The 13,221-nt window shown below is 71.6% G+C and carries 16 protein-coding genes; 7 read left to right on the top strand and 9 right to left on the bottom strand.

Annotation, left to right across the window (positions count from 1 at the left end; all coding sequences use genetic code 11):
- Positions 1-81: 81 nt before the first annotated feature.
- Both ACFY2L_RS14615 and ACFY2L_RS14610 read right to left on the bottom strand, forming a co-directional pair.
- A complete protein-coding gene (locus ACFY2L_RS14615; protein WP_016639615.1) occupies positions 82-339 on the bottom strand; it encodes a WhiB family transcriptional regulator in 258 nt (85 codons plus the stop codon).
- A gap of 320 nt (positions 340-659) precedes the next feature.
- Entirely contained in the window at positions 660-1,628 is a 969-nt protein-coding gene (locus tag ACFY2L_RS14610) for a diacylglycerol/lipid kinase family protein (protein WP_390661109.1), read from the bottom strand.
- Positions 1,629-1,744: 116 nt separating this feature from the next.
- On the opposite strand from ACFY2L_RS14610, the gene ACFY2L_RS14605 reads away from it, so the two are divergent.
- Positions 1,745-2,197 carry a hypothetical protein gene (locus ACFY2L_RS14605; protein ID WP_390661108.1) on the top strand — a complete coding sequence of 151 codons (453 nt, stop codon included), beginning with the start codon at positions 1,745-1,747 and terminating at the stop codon, positions 2,195-2,197.
- Between the two features lie 9 nt (positions 2,198-2,206).
- Here ACFY2L_RS14605 and ACFY2L_RS14600 read toward each other — a convergent pair whose 3' ends face one another.
- The 3 genes from ACFY2L_RS14600 to ACFY2L_RS14590 form a co-directional block, all read right to left on the bottom strand.
- Positions 2,207-3,289, bottom strand: coding sequence for an RNA polymerase sigma factor SigF (locus tag ACFY2L_RS14600; RefSeq protein WP_390661107.1), 1,083 nt, complete (start codon positions 3,287-3,289; stop codon positions 2,207-2,209).
- Positions 3,290-3,306: 17 nt separating this feature from the next.
- The gene (locus ACFY2L_RS14595; protein WP_004925829.1) at positions 3,307-3,720 is read right to left on the bottom strand and encodes an anti-sigma regulatory factor; all 414 of its coding nucleotides are present in this window, start codon (positions 3,718-3,720) and stop codon (positions 3,307-3,309) included.
- 316 nt (positions 3,721-4,036) lie between these two features.
- Complete coding sequence (locus tag ACFY2L_RS14590) at positions 4,037-4,297, bottom strand: UBP-type zinc finger domain-containing protein (RefSeq protein WP_390661106.1); 261 nt, start codon at positions 4,295-4,297, stop codon at positions 4,037-4,039.
- Positions 4,298-4,356: 59 nt separating this feature from the next.
- Here ACFY2L_RS14590 and ACFY2L_RS14585 point away from each other — a divergent pair, with 59 nt between their 5' ends.
- Entirely contained in the window at positions 4,357-5,952 is a 1,596-nt protein-coding gene (locus tag ACFY2L_RS14585; protein WP_390822504.1) for a Na+/H+ antiporter, read from the top strand.
- Between the two features lie 38 nt (positions 5,953-5,990).
- On the opposite strand, the gene ACFY2L_RS14580 is transcribed toward ACFY2L_RS14585, so the two are convergent.
- On the bottom strand, positions 5,991-6,941 hold the full coding sequence (locus tag ACFY2L_RS14580; RefSeq protein ID WP_390661104.1) for a 1-aminocyclopropane-1-carboxylate deaminase/D-cysteine desulfhydrase: 951 nt from the start codon (positions 6,939-6,941) through the stop codon (positions 5,991-5,993).
- Between the two features lie 109 nt (positions 6,942-7,050).
- Here ACFY2L_RS14580 and ACFY2L_RS14575 point away from each other — a divergent pair, with 109 nt between their 5' ends.
- Together ACFY2L_RS14575 and ACFY2L_RS14570 are read left to right on the top strand one after the other, a co-directional pair.
- The gene (locus tag ACFY2L_RS14575) at positions 7,051-8,457 is read left to right on the top strand and encodes a family 2B encapsulin nanocompartment shell protein (RefSeq protein ID WP_390661103.1); all 1,407 of its coding nucleotides are present in this window, start codon (positions 7,051-7,053) and stop codon (positions 8,455-8,457) included.
- The gene (locus ACFY2L_RS14570) at positions 8,454-9,608 is read left to right on the top strand and encodes a family 2 encapsulin nanocompartment cargo protein polyprenyl transferase (protein ID WP_390822503.1); all 1,155 of its coding nucleotides are present in this window, start codon (positions 8,454-8,456) and stop codon (positions 9,606-9,608) included. Before ACFY2L_RS14575 ends, ACFY2L_RS14570 begins: the two co-directional genes overlap by 4 nt.
- 334 nt (positions 9,609-9,942) lie before the next feature.
- Here the strand turns inward: ACFY2L_RS14570 and ACFY2L_RS14565 are convergent, their stop codons facing one another.
- Positions 9,943-10,536, bottom strand: coding sequence for a TetR/AcrR family transcriptional regulator (locus ACFY2L_RS14565; protein WP_390661101.1), 594 nt, complete (start codon positions 10,534-10,536; stop codon positions 9,943-9,945).
- Between the two features lie 122 nt (positions 10,537-10,658).
- Between ACFY2L_RS14565 and ACFY2L_RS14560 the strand changes: the two genes are divergently transcribed.
- Genes ACFY2L_RS14560 through ACFY2L_RS14550 form a run of 3 tightly spaced genes read left to right on the top strand, consistent with a single transcriptional unit; the run spans position 10,659 to position 11,811 of the window.
- On the top strand, positions 10,659-11,243 hold the full coding sequence (locus ACFY2L_RS14560) for a dihydrofolate reductase family protein (RefSeq protein ID WP_390661100.1): 585 nt from the start codon (positions 10,659-10,661) through the stop codon (positions 11,241-11,243).
- Positions 11,244-11,261: 18 nt separating this feature from the next.
- Positions 11,262-11,465: a hypothetical protein gene (locus ACFY2L_RS14555; protein ID WP_390661099.1), complete on the top strand. Its 204-nt coding sequence runs from the start codon at positions 11,262-11,264 to the stop codon at positions 11,463-11,465.
- Between the two features lie 10 nt (positions 11,466-11,475).
- Entirely contained in the window at positions 11,476-11,811 is a 336-nt protein-coding gene (locus ACFY2L_RS14550; protein WP_390822502.1) for a DUF952 domain-containing protein, read from the top strand.
- Between the two features lie 40 nt (positions 11,812-11,851).
- On the opposite strand, the gene ACFY2L_RS14545 is transcribed toward ACFY2L_RS14550, so the two are convergent.
- Both ACFY2L_RS14545 and sodN read right to left on the bottom strand, forming a co-directional pair.
- Complete coding sequence (locus ACFY2L_RS14545; RefSeq protein WP_390822501.1) at positions 11,852-12,619, bottom strand: VOC family protein; 768 nt, start codon at positions 12,617-12,619, stop codon at positions 11,852-11,854.
- Positions 12,620-12,794: 175 nt separating this feature from the next.
- Positions 12,795-13,190: a superoxide dismutase, Ni gene (gene sodN / locus ACFY2L_RS14540; RefSeq protein ID WP_390822500.1), complete on the bottom strand. Its 396-nt coding sequence runs from the start codon at positions 13,188-13,190 to the stop codon at positions 12,795-12,797.
- Between the last annotated feature and the right edge of the window lie 31 nt (positions 13,191-13,221).

Here is a 13,221-nt window from a genome sequence, read left to right as displayed (position 1 = left end):
TGCGCGCTGCGGCTCGGGGGCGGGAGATGCGTACTCGCTGTACGCGCCGCCAAGCTCAGGCTGTGTGCGGGGCGGGTGTTGTCAGGCGGAGGCCTGACGGGCCCGGTTGCGGGCGGCGCGACGCTTCATGGCACGGCGCTCGTCCTCGCTGAGACCACCCCAGACGCCGGAGTCCTGGCCGGACTCGAGCGCCCACTGCAGACACTGCTCCATAACCGGGCAGCGACGGCAGACGGCCTTGGCTTCCTCGATCTGCAGCAGCGCAGGACCGGTGTTGCCGATGGGGAAGAACAGCTCGGGGTCTTCCTCGCGGCAAACGGCGTTGTGACGCCAGTCCATGGCTGCTACCTCTCCTTGGTATTACGTGCAGGTTGCTTGTGAATGTGAACGCTTTCACGAATCCCTCAACAAGTGAAGGGCCAACCCGCCAGGTTCGCTGGCGTGGTCCTGTGGATTGAAGAGGGGTTCTGGTGATCAGTGGAGGCCGGTGTTGCGGGCCGTCCCGATCGCCACGTAGAGACTCGCAAACCTCAGCGGCGGATACAACCCCTTCCGGAAAGTTTTTTTTGATTCCTCGGTGTCGACTAGGTCACAGCCGTACTTCCATGGGGTGGATCCTGGCCTAAACGTTCGAGTGAAAGGACTTCAGCCCTTTCTGCTCACACAATCACACGCAGTGCACGGCGTACGCCTGTGAACGTCACGCTCGTTCGCAGCCCCAGGTGGTCGCCGTCCATCTGGAGGGGCAGAGGGACCTTCGAATGCAAGGTGAACCGGTCCAGGTCGTGGAATGAGTGGGCATGCCTGCCATGCGGTCCCCGCTCGGGGGACGAAGTGAGCAACTGGGTGCCATACCGGGCAACCGAGGCGGTGGACAGACGGCTGAGACCGAGTACGTCGAGCCCGGTATCGAACGAGGCCTTAGGTGACGCGTACACCGGGCGATTGCCCAGATAGGTCCACGGAGCCGTGTTGCAGACTATGGACAGCACCAAATCGGTCACCGGGTCGGCGTCCGGCTGCTCCAGTGTGATCGAACCGCGCCGGCGGTCCGGCTCGCCCAGCAGCTGACGCACGGCCTGCATGAGATAGAGGGCGTGGGTGGATTTCCTGCCCCGCTCGCGCTGCTGTTCGACCCGCCCCACGACCCCCGCGTCGAATCCGAGGCCGGCGTTGAAGGTGAACCAGCGCGAGGGCACCGCCTCGTCCTCCGTGCCCGGGGTGCCGGAGGCCATGCCCAGGCCCACCGTGCGCTCGCGCTCCTCGCGCAGCGCGTCCAGCAGGGCGCCGGTGGCCTCCACCGGATCGTTGGGCAGACCCAGGGCCCGGGCGAAGACATTGGTGGAGCCGCCGGGGACCACCGCGAGGCCGGGCAGCCGCTCCGGGTCGGGGCCCGCGTGCAGCAGGCCGTTGACCACCTCGTTGACCGTGCCGTCGCCGCCGAGGGCCACCACCAGGTCGGTGTTCCCGCTCTCCGCGGCCTGCCGGCCGAGGTCGCGTGCGTGCCCCCGGTACTCGGTGGTGACCGCCTCCAGCTTCATCTCGCTGGCGAGCGCGTGGATGAGGACGTCGCGCGTCCGTGCACTCGTAGTGGTTGCTGCCGGGTTGACCACGAGAAGTGCACGCATGGGTTGCAGCGTACCTACTGGGTGGTACCCGGGCACAGGCCGAGGTGGGGATCCGGTAAGAGAGCGCGGGTGAGCCTCGACACGAGCCCCCGCAGGTGCGGGGCTACCCTTCAGGGGTGAGCAGTGAGCAGAGCCCCCTCGCCCCGGAGACCGCCCCGGACACCGCTGGTCCGCGCCCGCGCCGGGTGACGTATGCCGCCGCGCTGGCCGGTCTGGAGGGGCTGGCGCTCGTGGCCGGCGGGGTGTGGATCCTCGTGCTGGGCCTCGCCGGTGACCCGGACGACCGTCAGCAGGCCGTCACCGGGGGCGTGACCCTGATCGTGCTCGCCCTGCTGCCGCTGCTCGCCGCGCGCGGTCTGCTCGGCCTGCGCAGCTGGAGCCGGGGTCCCGCCGTGATCACGCAGATCATGGCCTTGCCGGTGGCCTACAACCTGCTGCAGGCCGACAGCATGGCCATCCCGGCCGGCATCGCCCTCGCGGTGGTCGCCGTCGCCGCGCTCGTGCTGCTCGTCAACGGGGAGACGACCCGGGCCCTCGGGATCCGCGGGCCCGGCAACGAGGCGAAGTAGCCCGAGGGGTCACTCCTCGACCAGCAGCTTCTCCCGCAGCTGAGCCAGTGTCCGCGCCAGCAGCCGGGACACGTGCATCTGTGAGATGCCGACCTCCTGCGCGATCTGCGACTGGGTCATGTTGCCGAAGAACCGCAGCAGCAGGATCCGCTTCTCGCGCGGCGGGAGATCCTCCAGGAGCGGCTTGAGCGACTCCCGGTACTCGACGCCCTCCAGCGCCTCGTCCTCCGCGCCGAGGGTGTCGGCGACGGCCGGGGACTCGTCGTCGGTGTCGGGGACGTCCAGCGACAGGGTGGAGTACGCGTTGGCGGACTCCAGGCCCTCCAGGACCTCCTCCTCCGAGATGGCGAGCTTCTCGGCCAGCTCGTGGACGGTGGGGGAGCGGCCGTGCTGCTGCGACAGCTCCGCCGTCGCCGTGGTCAGCGCGAGGCGCAGCTCCTGGAGCCTGCGCGGGACGCGCACCGCCCAGCCCTTGTCGCGGAAGTGCCGCTTGATCTCGCCGACCACCGTCGGGGTCGCGTACGTCGAGAACTCCACGCCGCGGTCCGGGTCGAAGCGGTCGACCGACTTGATCAGGCCGATGGTGGCGACCTGGGTGAGGTCGTCCAGCGGCTCGCCGCGGTTGCGGAAGCGCCGCGCCAGGTGCTCGACGAGCGGCAGGTGCATACGGACCAGCTGATTGCGCAGCTCCGCGTACTCGGGGCTGCCGTCCTTCAGGCGGCGCAGCTCGACGAACATCGCCCGTGCCCCGCTGCGGTCCCCTTCGTCACGGGATCCGTGCTGGGTACGGGGTTCTTGCCGCGTGCCCGGCACGCCCTGTTCGTCGTCTCGCTCGTGCTCGCTCATCGTCCCGCCCGTCGCCCTCTGTCGAGCCCTGTCCTCAGCCCGGCCGGGGGAGCCCCCGATCCGCCCCTCGCGGGGCGGGTCCTGCACGGCACCCGGATCCCGGCGCCCGGTGTCGTCCTCCGGATGAGGCCGGGCCTGCTCGGGAATGCCGTCGATGCCGTCCGCCGTCATGCGTCGGGAACCGCCCGGAGAGACTGGATCGTTCTCGGCCGGCAGCTCCCGTGTGCCGCGCTCTTCGTCCCGCACCGGCCCGTCCCCGTTCCTCACGCCGGCCCGGGTCCCGCGCCGCGCTGTTTGTAGAGGCTGATCGAAACGGTCTTGTCCTCGTCGACGGCCGAGGAGACCTTGCCCGCCAGGGCGGACAGCACGGTCCAGGCGAAGGTGTCCCGCGAGGGGGCGTGGCCGTCGGTGGTCGGCGCCGAGACGGTGACCTCGAGCGAGTCGTCGACGAGCCGGAACACACAACTGAGCACCGAGCCGGGCACGGCCTGCTGAAGCAGGATCGCGCAGGCCTCGTCCACCGCGATGCGCAGGTCCTCGATCTCGTCCAGGGTGAAGTCCAAACGGGCCGCGAGGCCGGCCGTGGCCGTCCGCAGCACCGACAGGTAGGCACCCGCAGCCGGCAGCCGGACTTCCACGAAGTCCTGGGTCGCGGGCTCGCCTGCGATCTGGGACACCCTCACCTCCAAGGTGGTACAAGCTTTTCGGGGCCGAGGGTCGCCCCCCGGGGTAACGCGTGGGTGGTGCAGCGGTGACGCTATCGCGCTCCCAAGTTTCCTGTCCCCGGGACCCCAACCCCCTGGCGTCACTCACAGTAAACCTGTGAACACGCTCCGTGTCTAGGGGTCTGCGGACCCAAAAGGGAAGAGGGCGCGCCGGGTTGACGTACCCAGGCGTCAGATGGTCGAACCGTACCCGCCGGACGGCAGGACCGTCTCGGAAGTACAACGGCCGGACCTCCTCAGAAGTTCACCTCCTGACCGCCTCCGATGCTCAAACGAGGACATGATCGACGAAGCACCAGCGCCAGTTCTCCCCGGGCTCGAAGGTCCGCATCACGGGATGGCCGGTCTCCTTGTGGTGCTCCGACGCGTGCCGGCTGGGCGAGGAGTCGCAGCAGCCGACGTGGCCGCACGTCAGGCACAGCCTCAACTGCACCGGGTGGGTGCCGTCCCGCAGGCACTCCGGACACGTCTCGCCGAGCGGGACGGGTTCGGGGTGGGGCAGCGCGTCGGCGTGCGTGCACTGTTTCATGATTGCCAGATTACGACGCTCGCGCGGACGACCGCGCGGAAAAACGAGGCGGGCGAGACATGGACGTGATGCCACTGCTGTTGCTGGTGGCGGGCAGCGCGGCGGTCGCGGCGGCGGCCCGGCGCACCCCGGTGCCGGCGCCCCTGCTGCTGGTCGCGGTCGGACTGGCGGTGTCGTACGTGCCCGGGGTCCCGGACTACACCCTGGACCCGGACGTCGTCCTCCCGCTGCTCCTGCCCCCGCTGCTGTACACCTCGGCCACCGACAGCTCCTACCTCGACCTGCGCGCCCAGCTGCGGCCGGTGGCGCTGCTGTCGGTCGGATACGTGCTGTTCGCGACGGTCGCCGTCGGCTGGGCCGCCTACCTGCTCGTCCCCGGGCTGCCGCTGACCGCGGCGCTGGTGCTGGGCGCGGTCGTGGCGCCGCCGGACGCGGTCGCGGCGACGGCGGTGGCGCGCCGGGTCGGCCTGCCGTCGAGGATCACCACGATCCTCCAGGGCGAGTCCCTGCTGAACGACGCCACCGCCATCACCGCCTACAAGGTGGCCCTCGCGGTCGTGGTCGGCGAGGGCGCGTCCTGGGCGGGCGGCATCGAGGAGTTCCTGGTGGCGGCGTTGGGCGGAGTCGCCGCGGGGCTGATCCTCATGGCTCCGCTGCACTGGCTGCGCACCCACCTGAAGGAACCCCTCCTGCAGAACACGCTCTCCCTGCTCATCCCGTTCGTCGCGTACGCGTCCGCCGAGCAGTTCCACGCCTCCGGCGTCCTCGCCGTGGTCGTCGTCGCGCTCTACCTGGGTCACCGGGCCTGGGAGGTCGACTTCGCCACCCGCCTCCAGGAGGACGCGGTGTGGAAGATGGTCGCCTTCGTCCTGGAGTCGGCGGTCTTCGCGCTGATCGGCCTGCAGCTGCCGGTGGTCCTCAGGGGCCTCGGCTCGTACGAGGGCCTGGACGCCGCCTGGTACGCGTTCGCCCTGTTCCTCGTGGTCGTCGCGGCCCGCTTCCTGTGGGTCTACCCGGCCACCTTCCTGCCCCGGGCGCTCTCGGCACGCATCCGCGCACGGGAGGAGAACCCGACCTGGCGGGGCCCCTTCGTCATCGCCTGGGCCGGCATGCGGGGCGTGGTCTCGCTGGCCATCGCCTTCTCCATCCCCCTCACCGTGGAGCACGGCGAGTCCTTCCCGCACCGCAACCTGATCCTGTTCCTGACGTTCACCACGGTCATCGGCACCCTGGTGGTGCAGGGCCTGACCCTGCCCCCGCTGATCCGCGTGCTGAAGTTCCCCGCGCCCGACGCGCAGGCCGCCACGCTCGCCGAGGCCAACGCCCAGGCCCAGGCCTCCCGGGTCGCCGAGGAGCGCCTGGACGCCCTGCTCGCCGACGAGCGCAACGCCCTGCCCCCGCCGCTCGCCGACCGCCTGCGCGACGTCCTCGAGCGCCGCCGCAACGCCGTCTGGGAGCGCCTCGGCCAGGTCAACCCGGTCACCGGGGAGACCGTCGACGACACCTACCGGCGGCTGTCCCGCGAGATGATCAGCGCCGAGCGCGCGATGTTCGTACGGCTGCGCGACGGCCGCCACATCGACGACGAGATGCTGCGGACGCTGCTGCGCCGGCTGGACCTGGAGGAGGCGGCGGCCTACCGGGAGACGGCCTGACGGCGGTCACGGAAAGCCGCGGTCGCGGAACGCGGCGGTCATGGAAAGGGGCGTCCCGTGACGACCGCCGCCACCGTCGTCCCGCGCGGGAAGGCACCCTCCTCGGCGAGGGCGACGAGTCCGTAGAGCAATTTGGCGACATAGAGACGTTCGACCGGTACGCCGTGCCGTCGCTCGAAATCCTCCGCGAAGGCGTCGAGTTCCGGGGTGATCCGGCCGTAGCCGCCGAAGTGGAAGCGCTCGTCGAGCCGCCACGCGCCCGTGGGAGCGCCGAGGGCCTCGGTCTGCAGCGCCCGCACGGCGTCCCCCAGGAACCCGCCCTTGAGGACCGGTACGCCCAGGGCCCGCTGCCCCGGGCCGAGCCCCGCCGCCAGGCCCGCGAGGGTGCCGCCGGTGCCGCAGGCGAGGGCGGCCACGTCGACTCCGCCGTGGTCGCGCAGTTCCTCGCCGAGGGCCCGGCAGCCGCGGACCGCGAGCGCGTTGCTGCCGCCCTCCGGGACGACGTACGCGTCACCGGCGCCGGCCGCCGCCGAGAGCTCGCGCAGCACGTCCGGCTCGGCCTTGCGGCGGTAGGCGGAGCGGTCCACGAAGTGCAGGCGCATGCCGTCGGCGACGCACCGGGCGAGGGAGGGGTTCAGGGGGCGGCCGGCCAGCTCGTCCCCGCGCACCACGCCCACCGTGGCCAGCCCCAGGAGCCGGCCGGCCGCGGCCGTGGCGCGCAGGTGGTTGGAGTAGGCGCCGCCGAAGGTGAGGACCGTCCGCCCGGCCGCCGCCTCCAGGTTGGGCACCAGCTTGCGCCACTTGTTGCCGGTCAGCTCCGGGTGGATCAGGTCGTCCCGCTTCAGCAGCAGCCGTACGCCGTGCCGCTCGAACCGGTCGTCGGCCGCCTCCTGGAGAGGGGAGGGCAGGCGGGGGCGCAGGTCGTTCACCCGCCCATTGTCGAACACCGTTCCGGATGCGTCCCGCTTCCCAGGGCCACGATGATCCATTCCCGCTCTTTCGTGTAATAGCACGAGCACACACCGTGATGGAAGGCTGGTCCGCGTACCAGTGCACCGGCGGTTCGGCGCCCGTGCATGATTTGGGAGGGCATCACTCATGTCGGTAGGCGAAGAGGTCCGCACCGAGTCGGGCAAGCCGCAGCAGAGTCTCGGCACCGCGGCCGCGCGGAACCTGGCCACCACGACCAAGTCCGCACCGCAGATGCAGGAGATCAGCTCCCGCTGGCTGCTGCGGAACCTGCCCTGGGTGGACGTGCAGGGCGGTACGTACCGGGTCAACAGGCGGCTGACGTACGCGGTGGGCGACGGCCGCATCACGTTCGTCAAGACCGGCGACCGTGTCGAGGTGATCCCGGCCGAGCTGGGCGAACTGCCCGCGCTGCGCGGTTACGAGGACGAGGAGGTGCTGTCGGAGCTCGCCCAGCGCTGCCGGCAGCGGGAGTTCGGCCCCGGCCAGGTCATCGCCTCCTTCGGCAACCAGACCGACGAGGTCTACCTGCTGGCGCACGGCCGCGTCGAGAAGGTCGGCACCGGACCCTACGGCGACGACCAGGTGCTCGGCGTCCTCGCGGACGGCGCCTACTTCGGCGACCAGGCACTGCTCGACGCCGACGCCATCTGGGAGTACACCGCCCGCGCCGACACCACCTGCACCGTGCTGATCCTGGCCCGCCAGGACCTCGAACAGGTCGCGGAGCGGGCCGGCTCCCTGCGCGCCCACCTCCAGCGGCTGCGCGCGATCCCCGAGCAGCGCACCAACAAGTACGGCGAGAAGGCCGTCGACCTGGCCGCCGGCCACGCCGGTGAGCCGGACATCCCGCACACGTTCGTGGACTACGACGCCTCCCCGCGCGAGTACGAACTGAGCATCGCCCAGACCGTCCTGCGCATCCACACGCGTGTGGCCGACCTCTACAACCAGCCCATGAACCAGACCGAGCAGCAGTTGCGGCTGACGGTCGAGGCGATCAAGGAGCGCCAGGAGCACGAGCTGGTCAACAACCGCGAGTTCGGCCTGCTCCACAACTGCGAGTACGACCAGCGGCTCCAGCCGCACGACGGCGTGCCCGGCCCCGACGACCTGGACGAACTGCTCAGCAGGCGGCGCGGCACGAAGATGCTGCTCGCCCATCCGCGCGCGATCTCCGCGATCGGCCGCGAGCTGAACAAGCGCGGGCTGGTGCCCGAGACGATCGACGTCGGCGGCAACCGGATCCCCACCTGGCGCGGGGTGCCGATCTACCCCTGCAACAAGATCCCGGTCACGGAGGCCCGGACCAGCTCGATCATCGCGATGCGTCTCGGCGAGCAGGACCAGGGGGTCATCGGCCTGCGCCAGTCCGGCATCCCGGACGAGATCGAGCCGAGCCTGTCGGTGCGGTTCATGGGCATCAACGAACAGGCGATCATCAAGTACCTGGTGACGGCCTACTACTCGGCCGCGGTTCTGGTGCCGGACGCGCTGGGCGTGCTGGAGAACGTCGAGATCGGCCGCTGGCGGTGACCTCCGCCACCAGGCCGAACGGGACGCGCGAAGGGCGAAGGCCGATCGGGAGGCAGGCGGACAGCCCGCGGGAGAGCCTCGGGGAGAGCCCGGGGGAGAGCGGGGGGCGGACCGGGCCGGCGGCCTCCGACGAGCAGGAGGCGACGGCGATCCTGGAGCGGGCCAGGGCGGCGGTCGATCCGGAACTGCGCGCGGCCGTGGACTCGTTGCCCCGCTCGATGCGCCGGATCACCCGCTACCACTTCGGCTGGGAACACGCCGACGGCACCCCGGCCGCGGGGAACGCCGGCAAGGCGATCCGTCCCGCGCTCGTCCTCGCCGCGGCCGCCGCACTCGGCGGTCCGGCGGCCCGGGCGGCGGCCGTCCGGGCCGCCGCGGCGGTCGAACTGGTCCACAACTTCACGCTGTTGCACGACGACGTGATGGACCGGGACGCCACCCGCAGGCACCGCCCCACCGCCTGGACCGTGTTCGGTGACGCCGACGCGATCCTCGCCGGGGACGCCCTGCAGGCACGGGCCCTCGGCATGCTCGCCGAGGACCCGCACCCGGCGGCCGCGGCGGCCGCCGCCCGGCTCGCGGCCTGTGTGGTGGAGCTCTGTGAGGGCCAGCAGGCGGACACGGCCCTGGAGCGGCGCGGCCCCACCGAGGTCACCCTGGAGGAGGTGCTCGCCATGGCCGAGGCCAAGACGGGCGCGCTGATCGGGTGCGCCTGCGCGGTGGGCGCGCTGTACGCGGGGGCGGCGCGGGAGGACGTGGACGCGCTGGACGCGTTCGGCCGTGAGGCCGGGCTCGCCTTCCAGCTCATCGACGACGTCATCGGCATATGGGGCGATCCGCGGCACACCGGCAAGCCGGTCGGTGCGGATCTCGCCGCCCGCAAGAAGTCCCTGCCGGTGGTCGCCGCCCTGGTCTCGGGCACCCCGGCCGCCGGGGAACTGGCCGAGCTGTACGCGCGGCCCGCCCTGCCCGAGGACCTGGACCGCACCGCGCAGGCGGTGGAGCGGGCCGGCGGCCGCGCCTGGGCCCAGGAACAGGCGGCCGACCGGATGTCCCGCGCGATGGACGAACTGGCCCGGGCGATCCCGGACCCGGAGTCCGCGGGCGGCCTGCTGTCCCTGGCGGAGTTCGTGACCCGGCGCAGCGCCTAGTGCGGTGACCGGAAGGGTGCACCGGCTCGCGGCGCCCGCCACGGCACCTCGCCGCGTTGTCGCATCACCCCAGTACGTCCAGTACGCGGGCGATGCTCCGCCTCGCGATGCTCCTCCACAGCCCGAAAGGCGTGGGAGGTGCCCCCGGCACCGGACGCCGCGAGCTATCCGGCAGACCTTCTCCGGTCACAGCACCGGACGGCGCCGGTCCGGCGGATCACGCCGGAGACGCGCGGGGGCCCCGCCCGCCGCGCACCAGGAGACCCCGGTGGGCCCCGCACCTCCCCACGGCGTGCGGGGTCCACCGGTGTGCGAGAGCCGGCCGGTGGCGCCGTCAGGAATCCTCCGGCACCACCGTCGCCACGATCCGTTCCACCAGGCCCTCCGGGACCCCCACCCCCGGCAGCGCGCCGTCCAGGACGCCCGGCAGCGTCAGATGCTCCAGGATCAGGCCGAGCATGGCGAGGTACAGCACGACGACGGTCTCGTCGCCGCCGGGCAGCCCGGCCGCCCGGTGGAACTCCATGCCCTGGTCGAGGTCGCCGCGCACCGAGGTGGTGAACGACGCACGCAGCTCGGGCCGCCGGGTCGCTTCGAGGCGCATCTCCAGCAGGGCCAGATAGCCGGCCCGGTCGCCGGTCGCGCGGCTCATCAGGTCGTGCATGAACGCCGTGACCAGGGAGCGGTCGCGGGGCCTGCGCAACAGCGCGGCGAGCACCTCGGGGTCGGGGGCCAGCCGGACGTGCAGCCGGGCGTCGATCTGCCGCAGCAGGTCGTCGCGCCCGGTGAAGTAGTTGGAGGCGGTGCCCGTGGGCACGCCCGCCGCGGTGTCCACCGCCCGGAACGTCAGACCGCGCGCCCCCTCCCGGGCGAGCACCTCGATGCCCGCGTCCACCAGGGCCGCACGGCGCTCCGGATTGCCGGCCATGCGGAACCTCCTCTCCCACTTGTGCCTGTCTCCGGGCAGCGCCGGATATCCCCTTGCAACCACTACATCTGAAGTACTACAACTGGAGTGGTTCGGATCCCAGCCTACGGAAAGAGGCCCACGTGCGAAAGCTCACCTACTTCGTCGCCTGTTCGCTCGACGGCTTCATCGGGGACGAGTCCGGCGACGCCACCGCGCTCATGACGTACGTCGACGAGGAGCTCCTCGGCTTCCTCACCACGGAGTACCCGGAGACCCTGCCCACCCACGGCCGTCGGGCGCTCGGCCTCGGCGACCCGGAGAACCGGCGGTTCGACACGATCGTCCAGGGCCGGGCCAGCTACGACCTCGCGCTGAAGGAGGGCGTCACCAGTCCCTACGCCCATCTGCGCCAGTACGTCGCCTCGCGCACCCTCGCCGAGTCGCCGGACCCGGACGTCGAGATCATCGCGGACGGTCTGCTCGACAGGGTCCGCGCCCTGAAGGCGGAGGACGGCGAGTTCGGCATCTACCTGTGCGGCGGTTCCCGGCTCGCGGGCGAGCTGTTCGACGAGATCGACGAGCTCGTGATCAAGACGTACCCGATCGTCTACGGCAGCGGTATGCCCATGTTCGCCACCGGGGTCCCCGTCACCGGCTTCGGCCTGGAGTCCGTCCGCACCCTCACCAACGGAGTCCTCGTCCGCACCTACGCACGCAGGCGGTGACGGCCCTACCCTGAGGGCATGGACAGAGAACAACGCGTCTGTCCGGTCTGCGGGCAGCCCGTACAGTCCGTCGTCCGGCGGCACAAGACCCTGGGTGCCTGGGTCCCGCGCTGGGGACCCGGCCCGTGCCACAACCCCGAGTGCGAGGCGTACGTCGAGGAGGGCACCCACTTCCGTCACCCGGAGGAGGAGCCCGACGCCCCGGCCGAACAGACCGGCTAGCTTGACCCGTATGACCGAACCCGTTCCGTACGTCCTCCACCTCACCGAACGCGCGCTCTGGGCGGCGGCCCGCGCAGAGGGCGCCTACACGTGGTCCACCCGTGGCCGCACCCTCGCGGAGGAGGGCTTCATCCACTGCTCCACCCGCGCCCAGCTCCCCGCGGTCGCCGCCTTCCTCTACGGCTCCTACGACGGCCCCGACGAGCTGGTGGTGCTGGTCGTGGACCCGGCCCGACTGGACGTCCCGCTGAGGTACGAGGCCCCGGAACCCGGCGGTGAGGAGTTCCCGCACGTGTACGGGCCGATACCGGTGGACGCGGTGGTGGACGTGGAGCCGTGGACGTGACCGCGCCCGCCTGAGCGACGGCGTCCGGACACCCGGCCGCTCAGGAGGCGGCCGGCGGCAGACCGCCCGTCTCCGGGTCGCGGCCCGTCAGGCAGTACAGGCCGCCCGTCGGGTCGCGCATCACCGTCCAGTGGGACGCGGGAGCGACGAGCGAGGCGCCGAGCCGCTCGTGCCGGGCGCGTACGGCGTCGACGGCGGAGCCGCAGGCCAGGTCGAGATGGGCGGAGACGGGCCGTTCGGCTCCGAGGCGCTGGAGCAGGATGCGGACGGGCAGGCCCGCCGGGGGCGCGACCACATGGAACTCGGGGAGGGATCCCGGCCGGGACGACCAGTCGGGCAGCAGGGCGCTCCAGAACGCGACTTCGGCGTCGTAGGCGGACGGCGGGACGTCCACGCACACCTGGTCCAGACGGCTGCCCCCGAACGCCGGCGGCCGGACCGACTCACCCTGCCAGGGCACCGCGCAGAACAACTGCCCGGCCGGGGAGCGCAGTACGGCCCACCCGTCGTGCGCGGCGACCGTCCGCGCCCCGGACTCCAGCGCCGCCGCCACGAAGGCGGACACGTCCTCGACGGCGAAGTCGGGATGCGCGCCGCCGTCCCCGTCCGCGACCCCCTGGACCTTCACCCACGCGTCGCCGCCGCCGTTGGGCAGCAGGGTGGTGAACTCGTCCTGCTCACCGCGGAGTTCGGACGGCGAGGTGTCCGTGACGGCGGTCCAGAAGGCACAGGCCTCCGGAAACTGCTCGGCGGGCCGGTCGACGAAGACGTACGTCCAGCGAACCGGGGTGCGGGTACGGGAACTCATGCGGCGATCGTAGATCGGCCCCGCACGGCCCTGCCGGGATGTCCACAGTCACCGGGACGCACAGCAGACCGCACCCGAAGCCGTCGGGGACGCCGTGGTCGGCGGCCGACGGCCCGGGTGCGGCCATGGAGACGCTGCGACAGGAAAACGCAGGTCGGAAAGGCGTGATCGAGGATCAGGCCTTCTTGGTCTCCCAGAAGATCTTGTCGATCTCGGCGATCAGCTCCAGGGCCTTCTCACCGGTCTTCGGGTCCGTCGACGCCTTGGCGGCCGACAGGGCCTTCAGGGTGTCGTTGACCAGCGTGTGCAGCTGCGGGTACTTCTCGAAGTGCGGGGGCTTGAAGTAGTCGCTCCACAGCACGGAGACGTGGTGCTTCGCGAGCTCGGCACGCTGCTCCTTGATGACGGTGGCGCGCGCCTGGAAGTGCGGGTCGTCGTTGGCGGCCATCTTCTCCTGCACGGCCTTCACGGACTCCGCCTCGATGCGGGCCTGGGCCGGGTCGTACACGCCGCAGGGCAGGTCGCAGTGCGCGCTGACCTTGACCTTGGGGGCAAACAGGCGGGAAAGCATGGAGCGTTCCTTCCTCGTGATCGTCTTCTCA

The sequence above is a fragment of the Streptomyces sp. NPDC001381 genome (genome assembly GCF_042895685.1).
Lineage (GTDB): Bacteria > Actinomycetota > Actinomycetes > Streptomycetales > Streptomycetaceae > Streptomyces.
The sequence above is the reverse complement of the archived record's forward strand: the minus strand, read 5'-3'. Positions and strand labels throughout refer to the sequence as shown.

What these genes read in the sequence shown, in the direction of transcription:
- ACFY2L_RS14615 (WP_016639615.1), bottom strand. Translation starts at nt 339, where the DNA reads ATGGACTGGCGTCACAACGCCGTTTGCCGCGAGGAAGACCCCGAGCTG.
- ACFY2L_RS14610 (WP_390661109.1), bottom strand. Translation starts at nt 1,628, where the DNA reads ATGCGTGCACTTCTCGTGGTCAACCCGGCAGCAACCACTACGAGTGCA.
- ACFY2L_RS14590 (WP_390661106.1), bottom strand. Translation starts at nt 4,297, where the DNA reads ATGAAACAGTGCACGCACGCCGACGCGCTGCCCCACCCCGAACCCGTC.
- ACFY2L_RS14585 (WP_390822504.1), top strand. Translation starts at nt 4,357, where the DNA reads ATGGACGTGATGCCACTGCTGTTGCTGGTGGCGGGCAGCGCGGCGGTC.
- ACFY2L_RS14580 (WP_390661104.1), bottom strand. Translation starts at nt 6,941, where the DNA reads ATGGATCATCGTGGCCCTGGGAAGCGGGACGCATCCGGAACGGTGTTC.
- ACFY2L_RS14575 (WP_390661103.1), top strand. Translation starts at nt 7,051, where the DNA reads ATGTCGGTAGGCGAAGAGGTCCGCACCGAGTCGGGCAAGCCGCAGCAG.
- ACFY2L_RS14565 (WP_390661101.1), bottom strand. Translation starts at nt 10,536, where the DNA reads ATGGCCGGCAATCCGGAGCGCCGTGCGGCCCTGGTGGACGCGGGCATC.
- ACFY2L_RS14555 (WP_390661099.1), top strand. Translation starts at nt 11,262, where the DNA reads ATGGACAGAGAACAACGCGTCTGTCCGGTCTGCGGGCAGCCCGTACAG.
- ACFY2L_RS14550 (WP_390822502.1), top strand. Translation starts at nt 11,476, where the DNA reads ATGACCGAACCCGTTCCGTACGTCCTCCACCTCACCGAACGCGCGCTC.
- ACFY2L_RS14545 (WP_390822501.1), bottom strand. Translation starts at nt 12,619, where the DNA reads ATGAGTTCCCGTACCCGCACCCCGGTTCGCTGGACGTACGTCTTCGTC.
- sodN (WP_390822500.1), bottom strand. Translation starts at nt 13,190, where the DNA reads ATGCTTTCCCGCCTGTTTGCCCCCAAGGTCAAGGTCAGCGCGCACTGC.